The following is a 20150-nucleotide window of genomic DNA, read 5'->3' as shown; positions in this document are numbered from 1 at the left end:
CAAGTCGAGAATTGTTAAGATTCTCGTTTTTTTAATTAAGGAGCGAACCTAATGGCAGAGACAAAACCAACATTTTACGTAACGACCCCAATCTATTATCCATCTGGTAAATTAACGATTGGTAACTCATATACAACAATCGCCGCCGATGTCATCGCGCGTTACAAACGCTTGATGGGCTTTGATGTCTTCTTCTTGACGGGGACGGACGAACACGGCTTGAAAATCGAACAAAAAGCAGCTGAAAAGCATTTAGCTCCACAAGAATATGTTGATGGCATGGCTAAAGACATCAAAGCATTATGGCAAACTCTTGAAATTTCAAATGACAAATTTATTCGGACAACGGATGAATACCATGTCAAAGCGGTTCAAAAAATCTTCGACAAGTTATTAGCGCAAGGCGATATCTATCTTGGTAAATACGAAGGTTGGTATTCTGTTTCTGATGAAGAATACTTCACTGAATCACAATTAGCAGAAGTTTATAAAGACGACGATGGCAATGTGATCGGTGGGAAAGCCCCATCTGGTCATGAAGTTCAACGGGTCGCTGAAGAAACTTACAAGTTTAAGATGAGCAAGTATGCTGATCGCTTATTGGCTTATTATGAAGAACACCCAGATTTCATCGAACCGGCATCACGGCGTAATGAAATGATCAATAACTTCATCAAACCTGGTTTGGAAGACTTATCGGTTTCTCGAATCTCATTTGACTGGGGAATTCACGTTTCAAGTAATCCGAAGCACGTGGTTTACGTGTGGTTAGAAGCGTTATCAAACTATATCACAGCGCTTGGATACGGTTCAGACAACGACGAATTGTTTAATAAATACTGGCCTGCTGATGTGCATCTAGTTGGGAAAGAAATCGTACGATTCCATACGATTTATTGGCCAATCTTCTTGATGGCTCTAGACTTACCATTACCAAAACAAATTTTTGGTCATGGTTGGTTGTTGATGAAAGACGGTAAAATGTCTAAATCAAAAGGCAACGTAGTTTATCCTGAAATGTTAGTGGAACGTTATGGTCTAGATGCTTTACGTTACTATTTAATGCGTGCGATTCCATTTGGTAACGATGGTACCTTTACACCGGAAGACTTCGTTAGCCGGATTAATTACGATCTTGCCAACGACTTAGGAAACTTGTTGAACCGGACCATTGCGATGATTAACAAGTACGACAATGGCGCTGTGCCAGCTTACCAAGCTGACGTGACACCGTTTGATGCTGACTTACAAAAGACAGCCGCACAAACCATCGAACAATATACCAGCTTAATGGATCAATTGAAGTTCTCTGATGCCTTAGATACCGTTTGGCAATTAATCAGCCGGGCGAATAAGTACATCGATGAAACAGAACCATGGGTCTTGGCAAAAGATGACAGCCGCAAAGCGGAACTCGATAGTGTCTTAGCCCACTTGGCTGAGAGTTTACGGATTGTTGCGCTCTTATTACAACCTGTGATGACGCATGCACCACGTGATATGTTTGCACAATTAGGGCTTGATTTCGATCAAGTTGCGCAACGTGAATTGGTTTATGGGACATTCCCAGCCAATATTCAAGTGGTTGCTAAAGGGACCCCAATCTTCCCACGTTTAGACTTGGATGAAGAAGTCGCATATATTAAGGATCAAATGGGTCAAGCGCAAAAAGCGGGCTTAGTGAACGAAAAAGTGAAGGCTAAGCAACAAGCAGCTGAAGCCAAAGCTGAATTCGATCCAAAAGCAACAACATTAGTCAGTGAAAAGGACGCCATCAAGTTTGAAGATTTCGATCAAACCGAAATTCGCGTTGCTGAAATTAAGGCAGTTGCCAAGGTTGAAGGCGCTGATAAACTATTGAAATTCCGTCTAGATGCTGGGGATCAAGGTGATCGCCAAATCGTTTCCGGCATTGCTGAATTCTATCCAGACTATGAAGCGTTAGTCGGTAAGAAAGTCTTAGCCGTCACGAACTTGAAACCACGTAAATTGCGTGGCGAATTGAGCCAAGGGATGTTGTTATCAGCAGAACATGACGGACAAGTTGAATTAGCAGTTGTGCCAAACAACTTGGTGAACGGCTCACAAATCGGTTAATTTAAAATAACAGAAACGTCAAAAGGGCTAAAAGGCATTTACATTCTGTAGGCCTTTTAGCCTTTTTAATGGAAAAGAGTGTGTTGCCAGTGGTTAGCTTTTGAGCATTTGTCTAACTTGGCGAATTGGCGATGGAATCGCCGGTTTGAAAGTGTAACAAAGCGCAGAAAGCTACTGGCAAGAGCACGTTTTAACTGTCAGAATGAGGACACTAAAAGGAGATTGAAATGCAAATTTTTGATTCACATACGCATTTGAATGATACCCCATATGCAGGGCAAGAAGCTGATTTTATCGCGCAAGCCGCTGAACTCAGGGTTGTTGAAATGGCGATTGTTGGTTCAGATACGGTATTAAATGAGGGCGCTTTGCGCTTAGCGGCGCAATATGAACCTTTATCAGCCATTATCGGCTGGCACCCTGAATCAGCCAAAGATTATCACAAGGCAGAAGAAACCGTGCTGATTGACCAATTACAACGACCAGAAGTAGTGGCGCTAGGTGAAATTGGTTTGGATTATCATTGGGATACTTCGCCACGTGATGTGCAACAAAGCGTTTTTGCACGGCAAATCGAGATTGCTAAATCCTTGCATATGCCAATTTCAGTGCACACGCGGGATGCGTTAGAAGATACGTACAAGATTCTAAAAGAAACAGATGTCCGTGATTGTGGGGGGATTATCCACAGTTTTAATGGCGATGTTGAATGGATGAAACGGTTTATGGATCTTGGCATGCAGATTTCGTTCAGCGGTGTGGTCAGTTTTAAAAATGCGCATGAAGTCCATGAAGCAGCTAAAGCATGTCCATTGGACGTGATGTTGGTTGAAACGGACGCACCTTATTTAACGCCGACGCCTTATCGTGGTAAGCAGAATCAACCAGGCTACACACGGTATGTGGTAGAAGCGATTGCTAAACTCAGAGATGTGGCACCAGAAGAAATTGCGGCAGCGACGTATGCGAATGCCCACCGGATTTTTAAGTTAGGAGCACTATGAAAAAAACAATTCAAGAAGTGATTGTTGTTGAAGGGCGCGACGATACGAAGCGGTTACGGGAAGTTTTCCCAGATGTTTCGACAATCGAAACGCGCGGTTCAGCAATCAATGAAGAAATTATCGAAAAAATTGCGCTCGCTCAAGAAAAACGCGGGGTCATTGTCTTTACCGATCCCGATTTTCATGGCGAGAAGATTCGTAAAATCATCTCTCAAAATGTACCGGGCGTCGAACACGCCTTTTTACCACGGACAGAAGCACGTCCGGAAAAAGCAGGCGGCAGTTTAGGCATTGAACACGCAAAACCAGCGGCGATTGTCCAAGCACTTGAGCATCTATTAACACAAGATGAAGAAGCAGACGAACAAATCAGTCAATCGGATTTATTAACGGCGGGCTTGATTGCGGGGGCTGATTCAAAGCGACGGCGCGAATTACTCGGCGAAATTTTGCACATTGGTTACACCAACAGCAAACAACTTTACAAGCGTCTCAAGATGTTCCAAGTGACGCAAGCTGAATTTGGCGCTGCACTATTACAAATTAAACAGGAATTAGGAGATTAATATGGAAGATATTGCAAATCCCGAGCGTACCCGGAAAATTCTCAAACGTTACGGCTTTAAGTTTAAAAAGAGCTTAGGCCAAAACTTCTTAACCAACATCGCCATTTTGAAACAAATTGTTGAAGCTGGTGATATCACCAAAGATGACGATGTGATTGAAATCGGCCCCGGGATCGGTTCTTTAACGGAACAAATTGCCAGAAAAGCGCATCAAGTATTAAGTTTTGAAATTGATGAACGGTTAATGCCGGTCTTAAAAGATACTTTGAATCACTACCATAACGTCACGATTTTAAACCAAGATATTCTTGAAGCGGATTTAAAAACGATTATCGCCGAACAATTTGATGGTAAGCATAATCTCAAAATCGTTGCGAACTTACCCTACTACATCACAACGCCGATTATGTTGCACTTACTAGAAGCAGGCTTGCCAATTGATCGCATGGTCTTAATGATGCAAAAGGAAGTGGCAGAACGAATCAACGCTGAACCAGGTTCAAAGGCTTACGGCTCATTAAGTATCGCCGTTCAACTTCATTCAGAAGTGAACTTAGCCTTTATTGTGCCCAAGACAGCCTTTATGCCACAACCGAATGTTGATTCAGCGATTGTTGAATTAGTGGGGCGCAAAGCACCACTTGTAACGGTTGATAATCAAACCTTATTTGATCAATTGGTTCGTGGCGCATTTGCACAACGCCGAAAGACATTATGGAATAACTTGCAAAATCAATTTGGTAAACAAGATGAAGTCAAAGCAGCTTTAACAACAGCCTTAGAAGCAGTCGAGATTGCACCGAGCGCTCGTGCTGAACAATTGAGTATCCAACAATTTGCCCAATTAAGCGATGCGCTGAATAATCAGCCAATTTTTGCTAAAAAAGCTAAGTAAGTAATTGCCAAATCGTTGGTACAATGGTATAATTGCAAATTTTTCGTTTATATGGTATACTATCCCTCGAAGAGGTGAAGCATAATGCCAACCACACTTGCCAATATTAAGAACGGTCTCGATGGGCATATCGGAGACAAGTTAATGGTTGTCGCTCAAGCTGGGCGCAAAAAAGTTACAAAGCGAAAGGGAATTCTTAAAGAAACCTTTCCAGCAGTATTTGTAGTCGATTTAGATCAGGATGAAAATGCTTTTGAACGTGTTTCATACAGCTATGCTGATTTGTTAACGAAATCGATTGAGATTGAGTTTGATGAAGAACCAATTGTCCTATAGTTTAAAATAGAAGAATAGAGTAGCACTCAACCAACTGGTTGAGTGCTTTTTTTGTTCAAAAAGCAGATTGACGAATCGCCATATACTTCACGTGGTTGATTAGATGTTGACATTCGTTTGATAAAACAATATCATATAGAATGTTTATGACGTATACAAAAGGGAGAAAGAATATGTTTGGCAATTGGAGAGAGAATAAAGTGAAGTTAGGTGGGTTCATTATTATGATCTGCTTAATTCCGATTTTACTATTACTAATCACATTTAATTTTATTAAGTACGAACAGACCACTAATATTAAACATATGAAAGTCGCGGTTGTGAATCAAGATCAATCCGCAACATTTAAAGGGAAAAAGGTGGCAGTTGGGCAACAGGTACTAAAAACGTTGCGCAATGATCACCGGGTCGATTGGCAATTTGTCAGTGCTAAGGATGCAAAAGCGAACTTAGCTAGCGGTCGATACGCGATGCAGGTTGTCTTACCGAAAGACTTTTCTAAAAATGCGACAACCGCGTTAGATAAGTCACCTAAAGTCAGCTTGTTAAAAGTTGAAACGTCTAAGAAAAATAACTACATGGCCGGCATGATTACAACCCAAGTCGTGAACCAAATGAAGGGCAGTGTCGTTCAAAAAATTCAAGAAGCTTATAATCAAGCCTTGCTTGGTGCAATCGGCACGCTAGGCAGTGGCGTACAAGAAGCTAGCAATGGCGTTAAAAAGTTAAACACAGCAGCCGGTCAATTATCAAATGGGAGCCAACAAATCTATGATAATTTAAATGTGTTGCATAGTGGGACACAACAATTGGCAGATGGTAGTGCGCCATTGGCAAGTGGCGTGCAACAATTAACAACTGGATCAGGTCAGCTTTCAGATGGCTTACAACAATTATCTGACAAAACCGGATCTGGTGTCCAACAACTTGTTACTGGTTCAGGACAACTTTCAGGTGGCTTACAACAATTAGCTGGCAAAACAGCCCCACTTCAAAGTGGAGTCCAACAATTAACGACGGGTGCTGGGCAACTTTCAACTGGGCTTGGAGATTATACAGCTGGAGCAGGTCAAATTAATGCTGGTTTAAACCAATTAGCAGCCAATAACCAAACAATTTTAGCTGGTGGGCAACAAATCAATGGCGGTGTCGACCAATTAACTGATGGCACCAAGCAGTTGAGCGAAAAGTTGACTGCGGCAGCTGATGAAATCGAAGCGAGTCTTGATGGTAATAAAGAACAATTAACACAATTGAAGGCTGGTTTAGGCGCTTTAAATGCTGGTATTCAAGAGTTAGATCAAAAAGTGAATCATTCCAATAATGATAATTCCGAAATTATCAATGCAGACTTATTAAAGATTGCGGATAATACAAAAAATACAGGGGATTTGTTACAAGATAGTGGGTCTAATCTAAGTCAAGTTAACGATAAGGTTTACAATACCGCTAAAACGGATAGTGTCGCGAGCAGCTTACAAGATGCTGGTGCACAATTACAGAAGTTAAACGATCTAGCCGAAAACAATCCGACATTTAAAACATTCTTGGCTGATAACCCTTCTATCGCGTTGAGAGTAATAATGATTGGCGGTGCAGCTAAAAAAGACTTACTCAATGCTGGTAGCCAATTAGAATCTTCAGGAAAGAACATGCAAGCCATTCAAGCCAACTTAGGCATGATGGGCAATAATATGAGTGATACCGGCGTTCAATTACAAGCAGTATCCGATGAATTAACGAAGACCGCTGATAATATGGCGCAATTAAAAGCAGGCATTGCCAAGATGGCAAGCGAAGATCAAGCGCCATTAGCGCTAAATGGTGCCACACGGGCCATTGATACCTTAACATCGGGATTAGCTAAAGTTGATACTGGATTAAAACAAAAAGGAAATACGCCGGATACAATGGGCGGGATTCAAGCCGCTGACATGATTCATGATGGATTAGTTCAAATCCAGGAAGGATTAAAAGGTAAGGTAGGACAACCTGGATTGATGCCGGGATTGACAACTTATCTGAATGGCGTTTCAACCGCAGCTACGGGGAGCAATCAATTAGTTGCTAATAACAATCAACTTAACAATGGTGGTCAACAATTAAAAGCTGGTCTACAAACATTAAATGGGCAAACACCAGCTTTGGCAAGTGGTGTGCAACAACTCAATGATGGTGGACAACAATTGAATAATGGATTGCAAACACTACAAAGTCAACTTGGCAGTGGCGTCCAACAGCTCAACAATGGTAGCCATCAATTAGCAAATGGTCTACAAGAATTAAACCAAAAAGCACCAACGCTTGTTTCTGGCATTACACAAATTAACGAGGGTTCAGGCTTATTGGCAGATGGTGCTGGACAATTAACGACTGGCTTAGGCCAAGCGGGTGCTGGGATTAGCTTATTAAACGTCAAGTTAATCGATGGTAGCAAGCAAGTTGCCAATCTTTCAACAGGTTCCGCAAATGTAGAACATTTCGTGCAACCAGTCAAAGATCAATTACTATCAGATACAAATCATGGCGCATTAATTAATACCTTCTCGCCATTAGTCTTAACACTTGTCTTCTTTGTTGGGGCAATGTTGACGCAATTAACACTTTATCGCTATGGTGAAACATTAGCACATAGTGGACTTAAGCAACGGATGTTGGTTGTAGCTGGCGTAGTTGTCGCACAAGCCTTATTAATTGATATCTTTGCAAACCTTTTTGGATTGACGATTGCACAACCGTTCGCATTCTTCGTCTTAAGTATGATGACGAGTGCGGTCTTTACCCTTGCATGTTTAGCATTGGATAAACTCTTTGGAACGATGGGAATTTTAATGGCCTTCGGGTTATTGTTCTTACAACTCATCATTACAGGGGGACTCTTCCCGAATGACATGCTTTCAGGCTTCTATCGTGGTGTGGCAATCTTCTTGCCAGGGACTTACACGATTAGTGGGTTCGAACAAGTTGTCAACGGCAATGGTTCACAACTTTGGTTAGTCTTAATCGTCTTGGTGATCTTTTGTGCAGTGTTCTTCGCCGGTTTGTTCGGCGGAGAGTTAAAACAAAAGTTAACGCAAACACCAAATAGTCAAGCTTAAAGATTTGTGGTACAGTTAAGAAATAAATAAAAAGGTGGGAAATATTGTGAAAGATAGTCAATTGTTGGATGAATACGTTGAACTTTACATGTCGGCGATTAAATATGTCGAAGACTTGGTTTCTGAACCAACGCAAGCTTACCAATTGTCTTTTGAACAATATCTGATTATGAAAGAGATTGCTGATGATAATTCAGTGAGTCTAATTGATATTGCTAAAAAACGAGGCGTAACACGCGGTGCAATTTCTCGACAGATTCGTGTTTTACTTAAATTAGACTATATTACACAAGAAATTGATCCCGATGATCGGCGCCGGTTGATTTTAAATTTAACGCCGTCTGGTCAAAAAACAGTTGAAGAATTAAATCCGAAGATCCATAATCGGTTTGCCTCGTGGATGGAGACGTTTGGTAAGGAAAATGCCAAGCAGATGCTTGATTTAATGAATGAATTTAGACATAAGATTATGGTAAAAGATAATCAATAATATCGACTGAAGAGCACTGACAGATGATTGTCAGTGCTTTTTTGGATGCATTGTTAAAAGGTTGGTTTTTACAAGCAGATATGAGTATAATGAAACAATTAAATGCTAGGTAAAAGGTGAATGTGATGCAACGAATTGAAAAAGCACCTGCTAAAATCAATCTCAGTTTAGATGCACTCTTTCTACATGACGATGGGGAACCCGAGTGGCAGATGGTGATGACGTCGATTGATTTGGCAGACTATGTTCAGATAACATTACGCGATGATCCCGCAATTGAGGTCCGCACATCAAGTGGCTTTTTGCCAGAAGATCAGCGTAACCTGGCCTACAAAGCAGCTCAATTATTACAACACACCTATCAGATTCCAACCGGTGCTTTAATTGAAATTGATAAGCATATTCCAGTTGCGGCTGGCTTAGGCGGCGGAAGTTCTGATGCAGCCGCTGTTTTACGGGGGTTAAACGAACTATGGCAACTTGGTTTAACGCGCGAACAATTGGCGCGATTAGGGCTACAAATTGATTCGGATGTGCCATATTGCGTATATGGAGAAACCGCCCTTGTCACTGGCAAAGGCGATCAGATCAAACCACTCGGATCATTACCGAATTTTTGGGTCGTTGTCGTGAAACCGGAAGTCAGTGTTTCGACGCCGCGGATTATTCGTGCATTGGATTGCGACCAGATTCAACAGCATCCACAAACTGAGGCGCTGGTTGCAGCCGTTGAAGCTGGAGATTTAAATGCAATGACTCGCAATATGGGGAATGTTTTAGCACCGATTACGACTGAACGTTATCCAGTTATCAAGCAATTAAGTGAGCGGTTATTGCAGTTTGGTGCGGATGTTGCTCAGATGAGTGGTAGTGGTCCAACGGTATTTGGTATCTGTAGTCAGTATTCACGGGCTCAACGGATTTATAATAGTATGTCCGGATTTTGCGCTGAGGTATATCTGGTTAAACCATTGAAACCATAATAAAACGCCGACAATCAAATGGTTGAGGCGTTTTTAATTGGCGTAGGAATCGCTTTAATGGGATAAAAGCGAACAATTAAGCTCTTTTTTTAAAAAAGACTAGGATTTAACCGAAGATTTCTATATAATTGATTGGTAGACAGTTTTTTTCGGAAATAACAGTAAAGTAATATATAGAGGGGTATTCAACATGAAAGTTAGAAGAAGCGATCGATTAATCGATATGACACGCTATTTATTAGAAAGACCACATACGTTGATTCCATTGACATTCTTTTCAAACCGTTACGAATCAGCTAAGTCATCAATCAGTGAAGATTTATCAATTGTGAAGCGGACCTTTTTTAATCGTGGCACAGGGATCTTAGAAACGGTTCCGGGCGCTGCTGGTGGTGTGCGCTACATGCCAATGATTAAACAAGATGAAGCAGAAGCTTTTATCGCTGAGATGGCACAACGGCTTTCAGAAAATGATCGCTTATTACCTGGTGGTTACGTCTATTTATCAGACTTACTTGGACGTCCAGAAGTATTACGGCAAGTTGGGCGTTTAATCGCCAACCAATATGTGGGTAAAGAAGTGACGGCTGTTATGACCGTTGCAACAAAGGGAATTCCAATCGCACAGAGCGTTGCGATGTACTTAAATGTGCCATTTGTAATTGTGCGCCGTGATTCAAAAATTACTGAAGGTTCAACGGTCAGTGTGAACTATGTTTCTGGTTCATCAGCTCGCATCGAAAAGATGGAACTTTCAAAGCGCAGCTTACCTGAAAATTCCAAAGTCTTAATTGTCGATGATTTCATGAAAGGCGGCGGCACCGTCAATGGGATGAAGAGCTTGATTGAAGAGTTTGATTCTGAAATGGTTGGCATTTCTGTCTTTGCTGAATCAGATTTCGAAGGCAATCGGATGGTTGATGATTACACATCAATCTTGAAGGTTGATAAAGTTGATATTGAAAATAAAACGTTAAGTGTCAGTTATGGTAATTACTTAACAAAGAATGCAGATCGCTTAGCTTAAACGATTTGATAGCACCCGGACAGGTTAATTGTGCGGGTGCTTTTTTTATTTGAAGTGCTTTCGGACAGTTTCCAAGCTTTGTCCGTTGCATAAATGACAGCGGTAACATAGACTGAAGTTATATTTAAGAGGAGGTTACTATGAAAAAAATAATGAATGATCCAAGCCAAATTGTAACGGAGATGGTCCAAGGTTTAGTGCGGAGTTATCCAGACCAACTCAAACAAATTCCAGGAACAGAAGCAGTGATGAAAATCGCCGATTTAAAACATCGGCCACAAGTCGGGATTGTCAGTGGGGGCGGTAGTGGTCATGAACCAACGCACGCTGGTTTTGTCGGCGATGGCATGTTGACGGCCGCTGTGTGCGGACAAGTCTTTACATCACCAACACCTGATCAAATTTATGAAGCAATTAAAGCAGCTGACGCGGGCCGTGGTGTGTTCTTAGTCATTAAGAATTATTCAGGCGATGTGATGAATTTTGAAATGGCGAAGGATATGGCGGCTATGGATGATATTGACGTTCGCTCAATCGTTGTTGATGACGACATTGCTGTTGAAAATAGTACGTATACGCAAGGACGCCGTGGTGTTGCGGGGACAATCTTCGTCCACAAGATTCTGGGTGCTTATACCCGTCAAGGTGCTGGTATCGAAGCAATTGAAGAATTAGCGCACCAAATTACACCGAATATTAAGACAATCGGGGTCGCCTTATCTGGCGCAACCGTTCCTGAGGTCGGAAAACCGGGGTTTGAATTAGCGCCTGATGAGATTGAATATGGTGTAGGGATTCACGGTGAACCAGGTTATCGCCGTGAAAAATTACAAGATTCGAAACACCTAGCAACTGAATTAGTCGGCAAGTTAAAAGAAGCCCACCACATGACGGCCGGCGAACATTTTGCGGTAATGGTAAATGGCTTAGGTGCAACACCACTGATGGAACAATACGTCTTTATGAATGATGTCTTGGACCTCTTGGCCGCTGAAAATGTTGAAGTCGACTTCACAAAAGTCGGCAATTATATGACCTCTTTAGATATGGCCGGTGTGTCATTAACAATTATGAAATTAATTGAACCTGGTTGGGTTGCTAAATTAGATGAACCAGTCACAACGATTGGTTGGTAAAGGAGAGATACCATGTTAACAGTTGAAAATACATTGAAATGGCTTGAATTGTTTGATGCAAAAATTCAAGCTGAAAAAGATTATCTAAGTGAACTTGATACACCGATTGGTGATGGTGATCACGGTAATAACATGTCGCGGGGCTTGTTAGCTGTGCATGAAGCATTGACCAAGCAACAGCCAACCGATGTACAAGGTATTTTGAAAACGACTGCGATGATGCTCATCAGCAAAGTTGGTGGGGCTTCTGGTCCACTCTATGGGACAGCCTTTTTAGAAATGGCAAAACTAAGCAGTACGACACTTGAAGTCGGCCCATTATTGGCAGCCGGTTTAGAAGGAATTCAAAAACGCGGGCATGCACAAGTTGGTGAAAAGACGTTGATCGACGTTTGGGCTCCCGTTGTCAAAGCGGTTGAAGATGGTACTTTAGATGTGGCTGCAATTGAAGCTGCCGTCGAATCAACCAAAGATATGCAAGCAACCAAAGGTCGGGCATCTTATGTCGGTGAACGCTCAATCGGACATGTTGATCCAGGGGCGGCTTCTAGTGGGTATTTATTTACTACAATGTTAATGGCGGGGGTATTATCATGAGTGAATATGGTGTTGTGATTGTTTCTCACGTACCAGAAATTGCGGCCGGTGTAGCGCGTTTAATTAAAGAAGTTGCCGCTGATGTTTCAGTAACGACTGCTGGTGGCACGGACGAAGGTGGTATTGGGACTAGCGCAATGAAGATTCAAAGTGCTTTTGAAGCCAATGCAGGGCAAGAATTGTTAGCCTTCTACGACTTAGGGAGCGCTAAGATGAACCTCGAATTGGCCCAAGAACTAACGGATAAAACGGTGCATCTATACGATGTTGCTTTAATCGAAGGTTGCTATACGGCAGCGGCATTGTTGCAAGCAGGGACGGATTTAGCTGCAATTGAAGCCCAATTAGCACCGTTGAAGATTAAATAAGAAGTAAAAACTGCTTAAAATGATGTCTGTTTTGGAGACTGAGTTTAAGCAGTTTTTTATATAGAATAATATTCAAAAGGCAAATTACAAGTTTAATCCGAACAAGCCCGGAATCTTTCAATGGCAGTCTGTTGATGATGTATTTTTAATGGTCGTTGATTAATTAGTTCAAGTGCTGCTAGGATCTCATCAGTCGTTACTTGGCTAAAATTGGTCTTTTTCGGGAAGAACCAGCGTAACCGTCTATTAAAATATTCATTGGAACCTCGCTCCCATGGTGAATATGGATGGCAAAAATAAACTTTGATCTGATAATCCTGTTCTAAGGCCTGATAATTGGCAAACTCTTTACCATGATCAACAGTAATGGATTTTACTTGGGGACCGAAGGCCCCCATAAACTTGCCAAAGGCGGTGTTTAGAGCCTTAGCCGTTCTATTAGGGGCTTTGATGGCCCATAGAAGTCGGGTCTTACGTTCTACGAATGTAACCAGACATGATCGTGACTCACTTCGACTAGAAAGCACCGTATCTACTTCCCAATGACCAAAAGCTAACCGTTGATTAACAGTTGTTGGCCGTTGTTCGATGGAAGTCCCACTTGTAAATTTCCCACGATTTTCGCTCACTCGGTGCTGGCGGACATTCCGATTGGGTAGATCAGTCAATTTGAAGGGGAGCCAGCCACGATTAAGCCAATTATAAATTGACGCAGTGCTCAAGTTATAAGCGGCCGCAATGGTTTCTGGTGACCAGGTTAATCGTAAGTGATTGGTAATTAAAGTCGCTAATGCTGCCGTCAGCATCGAACGACGACCGCAATTCCGCCTTTTGCGATCTGCATCTTGCTGAGCTAATTCTGGATCATAAGGTTTAACTCGGTCCAACTCATAGCTAATCGTAGCTTTGGCGACGCCTAAGGCGTCAGCCATTACTTGGTAAGATTTATTCCCCTCATTGACCAGTTGTGCTAGTGCGCCACGTTGAAAACGTGATAAAGTAGATGTACCCAAAGTAATCACTCCCTATATTGGTTGGAATTAGCTACTACCATTGTAAGTGATTGCTTTGGGCTTTTTAATTTCTGTTCGGATTAATTATAGAATTTGCCAAAAGAAAAGATGATTTTTAATAATGTAACTAGTAATAACTTTAAAATATTGTTGAGGACGGTAATGTGATTTTAAAATACGGTAAGCTATGTATTAAATAGATATTGCTGTTATATTTAAATAAATTAAGAATGAATACTATGATTAACATATTATTAGGAGGATTCAGGTTGAAAAATATTATTGTTACTGGTGGGGCCGGCTTTATCGGTTCTAACTTCGTGCATTATGTGGTGAATAACCATCCAGAAGTTCACGTGACGGTTTTAGATAAATTAACTTACGCTGGCAATCGCGCTAACTTAGCCGGTTTACCAGCAGACCGTGTGGAATTAGTTGTTGGCGATATCTGTGACGCTGAATTAGTCGATAAGTTAGTTCAAAAGACAGACGCAGTGGTACACTATGCTGCCGAAAGTCACAACGATAACTCTTTGAAAGATCCTTCACTCTTTATTCAAACGAACATTATCGGCTCATATACGTTGATTGAAGCATGTCGCAAGTATAATGTGCGTTATCACCACGTTTCAACCGATGAAGTATACGGTGATTTACCATTACGTGAAGACTTACCTGGTCATGGCGAAGGCGTTGGTGAAAAATTCACTCCTGAAACCCGTTATAACCCAAGTAGCCCTTATTCATCATCAAAGGCGAGCTCAGACTTGTTAGTCCGGGCATGGGTGCGTTCATTCGGCCTACAAGCAACCATTTCAAACTGTTCAAACAAATTATGGCCCTTACCAACACATTGAAAAATTCATTCCTCGTCAAATTACCAATATTTTAAGTGGGATTCGACCAAAACTTTACGGTTCAGGACAAAACGTGCGTGACTGGATTCATACGAATGATCACTCAAGCGCCGTTTGGGCAATTTTAACCAAAGGCAAAATCGGTGAAACCTACTTAATCGGTGCCGACGGCGAACAAAATAACAAAGATGTTTTGGAATTAATCTTAGAATTAATGGGGCAACCCAAAGATGCTTACGATCAAGTTAAAGACCGTCCAGGTCATGACTTACGGTATGCCATCGATTCAACGAAATTACGGGAAGAATTAGGCTGGCAACCAGAATTCACTGATTTTAAATCAGGCTTACAACATACCATCGACTGGTATCGTGACAATGAAGACTGGTGGCAAGCAGAAAAAGCAGCTGTGGAAGCCAACTACGCTAAGAATGGTCAATAAATATGAAATTAAATTTTGATGGGATTATCTTATAATTACCGTTGTTCATATAAGTGTCCTGTACGTAATAATAAACCGTTAATTGTATCAGTTAATGTCATTTTTAGGGCAGTGATTACTTTTGAAACTGATTGGGGATGACGACTGCGGAGCCATTCAGCGGTGTAAGCAACTAATGCGTTGGAAAGAAAACTAAGTAAAAAGGCTTGGTAGTCGGTGGATAACGTAATGTGATGGGCGCTAGCAAGATCTTGAATAATCCGATTAATCAGTTGGTGGACGTGATGAATAAAATGGCGTTCGAAGGCGTTTTGCCCTTCAATCGACAAAGCATTTTGATAGAAGGCGCGGTTAGCATCGAAGTAGTTAAATAGTTGCGCCAACACCTGTGTCCAATGAATATAGTTGAGATGCTCGTCGATGTAGACACCGATTTCTTGATCGTAAATCCAATCTAATAACGCATATTTATCAGGGAAATAATCATAAAAGGTTTGGCGTCGAATGCCAGTTTTATTCATGATGGTGGTGACGCTAATTTTATTAAAAGGTTGTTCAACCATTAACTGTTTAAAAGCCGTGGCAATCGTTTGTTGGGTTGTCTGAGTCATCAGGGCATCTCCTTTTGAACGTTATTAAGTAAAAAGTCGTCATTCAAGCTAGTGAATGACGACTTTTGTATTATATGGAATTGCGGTATAGAACCATTGGGCATCAGCTACTGATAAACGGATACAGCCGTGTGAATTAGCTTTTTTGCCTAATTGCTCTGCTTCTTCTGGAATGAAATTGCCAGCTTCATCTGTGGGCACACTGTGAAAAAGATAAATACCATGATCTAGGAAAGAGCGCCAATATTTGGCACCTTCCCCGGAATTTGCATTGAAAAATGAGTCGCCGTGTTCAGCTTCGATATAGAAGGTACCAGTTGGTGTGGGTGACTCAGGAGAACCGGTCGAAGCATGCATTATGTACAAAAGATCATTGCCATTTTTAAGGTAGACACGTTGCTGTGCAATTGAAACGTCGACCCATAAATCGGGTTGTTCGTCTAAATTAGGGTATGGTTTGTTTTCGGAAGGCGCACGCCAGTCAATTGGTGTCGGGTGAGTCGTTTTTTTTGATTTTATCGGTGGTTGCCTCGCATGCGATTGTGATTTGGTAGAGGACGTGACTGCGGCTTGGTGTGTTTGATGCCGAGCTGAGGTAGACCAATACCCACCAATTAGTAAGGCAATGGCAACAATGATGCTGCCGAGCATTAATCGAATGTTGTTTGTCAGTTTTGGCATGGCCGACTTCCTTCTGCAATAAAGTACCTCCAGTATACGGGATAAAGCGCTAAACTTCAATACGGATTAGCTTGCTCTAGCCTAGTATTTAAGCTAAAATAGACCAGTAATCACGAATGACGAGGAGCTTATGATGGTTAATAAAAATGCAATTATTTTAGCAGCGGGTAAAGGTACTCGCATGAAGTCAAAATTATATAAAGTATTACATGAGGTTTGTGGTCGACCAATGGTAGATCATGTTTTAACCCAAGTTGAAAGAACGCACCCAACCAATGTGGTCACAATTGTTGGGCACGGCGCTGAAAAGGTGAAAGATTATCTCGGCGACCGGTCACAATATGCATTACAAGCTGAACAATTAGGGACTGGCCATGCGGTTTTACAAGCTGAAGCTTTACTGAAAGATGAAGATGGCATTACGATTGTGGTCAGTGGCGATACGCCACTTTTAACCGCTGAAACCTTTGAAAAATTATTTGCATACCATCATGATAAAGGCGCTAAGGCAACGATTTTAACAGCAACGGCCCCAGACCCAACAGGTTACGGCCGGATTATCCGGAATGATATCGGGATTGTCGAAAAAATCGTTGAACAAAAAGATACTAATGATAAAGAAGCGGCTGTTAATGAAATTAATACGGGCGTTTATTGCTTTGACAACAAGACCTTATTCCAAGCTTTGCACGAAGTGACGAATAAGAACGCACAAGGTGAATACTACTTAACGGATGTGGTTGAAATCTTGAAGAAAAAAGGCGAAATTGTCGCTGCTTACAGAATGCCAAACTTTGAAGAATCAATGGGTGTTAATGATCGAGTTGCTCTTGCTGCAGCAACAAAAGTGATGCGTAAACGCATCAATACAGAACACATGCGTAATGGTGTGACATTAATTGATCCAGAAAATACTTATATCGAAGTGGGCGTTCAGATTGGTAATGATACAATTGTTGAACCTAACGTCGTCTTAAAAGGGAACACAACAATTGGTTCAGATTGTTTCGTTGGTGCTGGCTCAACTATTATTGATTCAACAATTGAAGACAACATTCAAATCACAAGTTCAACGATTGAATCAGCTATCATGCACACGGGGTCAAACATTGGGCCTAACAGTCATTTACGCCCAAACGCTGAAATTGGTGAAGACGTCCATGTTGGGAACTTCTGTGAAGTGAAGAATGCTAAAATTGGCGATCGCACGAAGATTGGCCATTTAAGTTATGTTGGCGATGCCACATTAGGCACTGATATTAATGTTGGCTGTGGCGTAGTCTTTGTTAACTATGATGGCGTGGCTAAACACCACGCAAATGTTGGCAGCCATGTCTTCATCGGTAGCAACTCAAACATTGTCGCACCGGTTGAAATTGCAGATCACACCTTCATTGCAGCTGGCTCAACCATCACGGATGATGTCCCAGAAAAGGCAATGGCCATCGCCCGTGCCCGTCAAACAAACAAAGAAAACTACTGGGCAAAACTACCAGTAGCAAATGACGAAGAATGGCAATAGAGTGCTGGCTGTGGCGGTTAGTAATTGAGCATTAATACGATGTTAGATTAAGCGGAAATTACGGTGACAAGAAGCACGTTTTGGATTAAAGTGTGTTTGTGACGATTAGCTTAGTGTTGTAAAGCACATCTTAAAATAAAAATCGTCCGTAATCTTATTTTTGAGATTACGGACGATTTTTTTGATATTTGTAGTTATTTTAAAGTTGAGAAATAATCGCGTATTAAGAAGGCGATTAGAAAAGCGGGCCAAATCCAAATTGAACCACTTGAAAATAAGATTAGAAGAAGTATGATAAGACACCCAACAGCGGTGGTTGCCCAGCCCATTTTTGTAATGCGATAATTTTTAGGATTGTAGTTTGGGTGACTGGGGTAGAAAAAATGATACTGATAAATCAAAACGGCAACGAATAGAATAAGACCAAGAATAAAATAGGGCATGCTGAGGTGAAATAAGCGATCGGAAGTAATAATAATTACCAGAATTAAAAGATAGAGATTATTAAAAATAGTGTATTTAAGGCGGGTCATAGTAACCGCCTTTTTCAATGAGTGTACCTTGTCTTGCACTAAATGACAATTTAATCCATAATCCAAAATAATCAAGCATTTTTGGGGATTTAATGGGATACTAAACGGGAGGTTCGATGGTAATCGCTATTAACTTTTTCTTTTTCTCTCACGTTTCTAATGAACAGCGCTTACTTTACAACATTTGTGAACTTTTTAAGTTTTAATCTTGATTTCCGGGGTGAAAATGCCTAAACTTTAAATAGATACTAACATAAATTTTTTGGAGGCTGACATGTCTGAACAATATTTCGACCCTAAGTTGAAAATCTTTGCTTTGAACTCTAATAAGCCCTTAGCTGAGAAAATCGCGGCTGAAGTTGGGGTTCCTTTAGGAAAATCTTCTGTTAAACGTTTTAGTGATGGTGAAATCCAGATTAATATTGAAGAAAGTATTCGTGGCGACGAAATTTTCATTATTCAATCAACATCTGCACCAGTTAATGATAACTTGATGGAAATCATGATTATGATTGATGCATTGCGTCGTGCATCTGCTAAAACAATCAATGTTGTGTTACCTTATTATGGTTACGCACGTCAAGATCGTAAGGCTCGCTCACGTGAACCGATTACCGCTAAATTAGTGGCTAATATGTTAACGATGGCAGGGGCTAACCGAATTTTAGCATTAGACTTACATGCCGTACAAATCCAAGGGTTCTTCGATATTCCAGTGGATCACTTGATGGGTGCTCCTTTATTGGCTGATTATTTCTTGAGCAATGACTTGGCTGAAAATGCTGTTGTTGTTTCACCCGATCACGGTGGGGTTACACGTGCTCGTAAATTAGCTGATTTCTTAAAGACACCAATCGCAATTATCGACAAACGTCGCCCAAGACCGAATGTTTCTGAAGTGATGAATATTATCGGGAATGTTAACGGTAAACGCGCAATCATCATTGATGATATGATTGATACTGCCGGCACAATTACGTTAGCTGCGCAAGCATTGAAAGATGCTGGTGCAACAGAAGTATTCGCATGTTGTACACATCCAGTATTGTCTGGCCCAGCTATTCAACGAATCGAAGATTCAGTGATTAAGCAAATGATTGTTACAGATTCAATTAATCTTCCAAAAGAAAAATTAATCGATAAAATGGTACAAGTTTCTGTCGGGCCACTTATTGGGGACGCCATCAAACGAATCCATGAAAACAAACCAGTCAGTCCATTATTTGAAAACAGATTTAAAAGATAAGCGTGCTAACTTGAACGGGTTAGCTTTGGGGAAGCACATTTCAATAAGCTAACAATTAAAAACGCCTGAACAATTTGTTCAGGCGTTTTTTTGTGACTTTATTTTTCTTTGTTAGCTAATAAATCGCGAATTTCTTTTAAGTAAACTTCTTCTTTCGTTTCGACTACTTGTGCTTCTTCTTCTTCGGTCTTCTTGCCCATGTCACGAAGCTTGTTGAATCCTTTGACGATTAAGAAGACAACAAATGCGATGATTAAGAAGTTAATCACATCGTTTAGGAAGTTCCCGATTTTAAAAACGGCCTTGGTGCCTGGAATGGTAAGCGCAATACCGGATAGATCAACTTGTCCAACGAATAATGAAATGATTGGATTGATTAAGTTCTTTGTTAATGAGTCCACGATGCTTTTTAAAGCAGCCCCCAAAATAACCCCGACAGCCATATCTAGCACATTACCACGCATAATAAATTCTTTAAATTCTTTAATCATGAAAACGACCTCCATTACTATTATTAATTATTGCTACAAAAAGTATACCGTATTTCCAGAGCCTATAAAATAAAAATGCTGTGCTAGTTACATAATTAACCAATAAATTTGTTATTTTCATGAAAAATCGTTAAGATAGTCACAGGAATTAAATAAC

18 protein-coding genes and 1 pseudogene are annotated in these 20150 nt (G+C 41.0%); 15 read left to right on the top strand and 4 right to left on the bottom strand.

The window, feature by feature from the left end:
• Positions 1–51: 51 nt before the first annotated feature.
• The 12 genes from metG to dhaM all read left to right on the top strand — a co-directional run bounded on the left by metG (position 52) and on the right by dhaM (position 12597).
• On the top strand, positions 52–2097 hold the full coding sequence (metG, locus tag LCU_RS06420; protein ID WP_056966534.1) for a methionine--tRNA ligase: 2046 nt from the start codon (positions 52–54) through the stop codon (positions 2095–2097).
• 227 nt (positions 2098–2324) lie between these two features.
• Positions 2325–3101: a TatD family hydrolase gene (locus tag LCU_RS06415; RefSeq protein WP_054644217.1), complete on the top strand. Its 777-nt coding sequence runs from the start codon at positions 2325–2327 to the stop codon at positions 3099–3101.
• Entirely contained in the window at positions 3098–3667 is a 570-nt protein-coding gene (rnmV, locus tag LCU_RS06410; protein ID WP_004270377.1) for a ribonuclease M5, read from the top strand. The genes LCU_RS06415 and rnmV overlap by 4 nt, the downstream gene beginning before the upstream one ends.
• 1 nt (position 3668) lies before the next feature.
• Complete coding sequence (rsmA, locus tag LCU_RS06405) at positions 3669–4562, top strand: 16S rRNA (adenine(1518)-N(6)/adenine(1519)-N(6))-dimethyltransferase RsmA (protein WP_004270351.1); 894 nt, start codon at positions 3669–3671, stop codon at positions 4560–4562.
• An 84-nt stretch (positions 4563–4646) separates the two neighbouring features.
• Positions 4647–4898: a Veg family protein gene (locus LCU_RS06400; RefSeq protein ID WP_004270360.1), complete on the top strand. Its 252-nt coding sequence runs from the start codon at positions 4647–4649 to the stop codon at positions 4896–4898.
• Positions 4899–5071: 173 nt separating this feature from the next.
• Positions 5072–7996: a YhgE/Pip family protein gene (locus tag LCU_RS06395; RefSeq protein ID WP_164905624.1), complete on the top strand. Its 2925-nt coding sequence runs from the start codon at positions 5072–5074 to the stop codon at positions 7994–7996.
• A 46-nt stretch (positions 7997–8042) separates the two neighbouring features.
• On the top strand, positions 8043–8486 hold the full coding sequence (locus LCU_RS06390) for a MarR family winged helix-turn-helix transcriptional regulator (protein WP_100069776.1): 444 nt from the start codon (positions 8043–8045) through the stop codon (positions 8484–8486).
• A 125-nt stretch (positions 8487–8611) separates the two neighbouring features.
• Positions 8612–9469, top strand: coding sequence for a 4-(cytidine 5'-diphospho)-2-C-methyl-D-erythritol kinase (gene ispE / locus LCU_RS06385; RefSeq protein WP_054644223.1), 858 nt, complete (start codon positions 8612–8614; stop codon positions 9467–9469).
• Between the two features lie 190 nt (positions 9470–9659).
• The gene (gene purR, locus LCU_RS06380; protein WP_004270382.1) at positions 9660–10496 is read left to right on the top strand and encodes a pur operon repressor; all 837 of its coding nucleotides are present in this window, start codon (positions 9660–9662) and stop codon (positions 10494–10496) included.
• Positions 10497–10636: 140 nt separating this feature from the next.
• Positions 10637–11632 carry a dihydroxyacetone kinase subunit DhaK gene (gene dhaK, locus LCU_RS06375; RefSeq protein WP_056966527.1) on the top strand — a complete coding sequence of 332 codons (996 nt, stop codon included), beginning with the start codon at positions 10637–10639 and terminating at the stop codon, positions 11630–11632.
• A gap of 12 nt (positions 11633–11644) precedes the next feature.
• Positions 11645–12229, top strand: a complete 585-nt coding sequence (gene dhaL / locus LCU_RS06370; RefSeq protein ID WP_054644225.1) for a dihydroxyacetone kinase subunit DhaL — start codon at positions 11645–11647, stop codon at positions 12227–12229.
• Positions 12226–12597, top strand: coding sequence for a dihydroxyacetone kinase phosphoryl donor subunit DhaM (gene dhaM / locus LCU_RS06365; protein ID WP_039099616.1), 372 nt, complete (start codon positions 12226–12228; stop codon positions 12595–12597). Before dhaL ends, dhaM begins: the two co-directional genes overlap by 4 nt.
• A 92-nt stretch (positions 12598–12689) precedes the next feature.
• On the opposite strand, the gene LCU_RS06360 is transcribed toward dhaM, so the two are convergent.
• Positions 12690–13610 carry an IS30-like element ISLsa1 family transposase gene (locus tag LCU_RS06360; protein WP_011373852.1) on the bottom strand — a complete coding sequence of 307 codons (921 nt, stop codon included), beginning with the start codon at positions 13608–13610 and terminating at the stop codon, positions 12690–12692.
• 269 nt (positions 13611–13879) lie between these two features.
• Between LCU_RS06360 and rfbB the strand changes: the two are divergent.
• Positions 13880–14909, top strand: a pseudogene (gene rfbB / locus LCU_RS06355) (dTDP-glucose 4,6-dehydratase).
• A gap of 35 nt (positions 14910–14944) precedes the next feature.
• Here rfbB and dhaS read toward each other — a convergent pair.
• Both dhaS and LCU_RS06345 read right to left on the bottom strand, forming a co-directional pair.
• Positions 14945–15520, bottom strand: coding sequence for a dihydroxyacetone kinase transcriptional activator DhaS (gene dhaS, locus LCU_RS06350; RefSeq protein WP_054644396.1), 576 nt, complete (start codon positions 15518–15520; stop codon positions 14945–14947).
• 48 nt (positions 15521–15568) lie between these two features.
• Positions 15569–16201, bottom strand: a complete 633-nt coding sequence (locus LCU_RS06345; RefSeq protein WP_056967125.1) for a L,D-transpeptidase — start codon at positions 16199–16201, stop codon at positions 15569–15571.
• Between the two features lie 133 nt (positions 16202–16334).
• Between LCU_RS06345 and glmU the strand changes: the two genes are divergently transcribed.
• The gene (gene glmU / locus LCU_RS06340) at positions 16335–17723 is read left to right on the top strand and encodes a bifunctional UDP-N-acetylglucosamine diphosphorylase/glucosamine-1-phosphate N-acetyltransferase GlmU (RefSeq protein ID WP_128486115.1); all 1389 of its coding nucleotides are present in this window, start codon (positions 16335–16337) and stop codon (positions 17721–17723) included.
• Positions 17724–18530: 807 nt separating this feature from the next.
• On the top strand, positions 18531–19502 hold the full coding sequence (locus LCU_RS06330) for a ribose-phosphate diphosphokinase (protein ID WP_004270350.1): 972 nt from the start codon (positions 18531–18533) through the stop codon (positions 19500–19502).
• A 98-nt stretch (positions 19503–19600) separates the two neighbouring features.
• On the opposite strand, the gene mscL is transcribed toward LCU_RS06330, so the two are convergent.
• Positions 19601–19993 carry a large conductance mechanosensitive channel protein MscL gene (gene mscL / locus LCU_RS06325; protein WP_004270361.1) on the bottom strand — a complete coding sequence of 131 codons (393 nt, stop codon included), beginning with the start codon at positions 19991–19993 and terminating at the stop codon, positions 19601–19603.
• Positions 19994–20150: the final 157 nt, after the last annotated feature.

The organism is Latilactobacillus curvatus JCM 1096 = DSM 20019 (assembly GCF_004101845.1).
GTDB classification, from domain to species: domain Bacteria; phylum Bacillota; class Bacilli; order Lactobacillales; family Lactobacillaceae; genus Latilactobacillus; species Latilactobacillus curvatus.
This window is presented reverse-complemented; position numbering and strand designations above follow the sequence as displayed.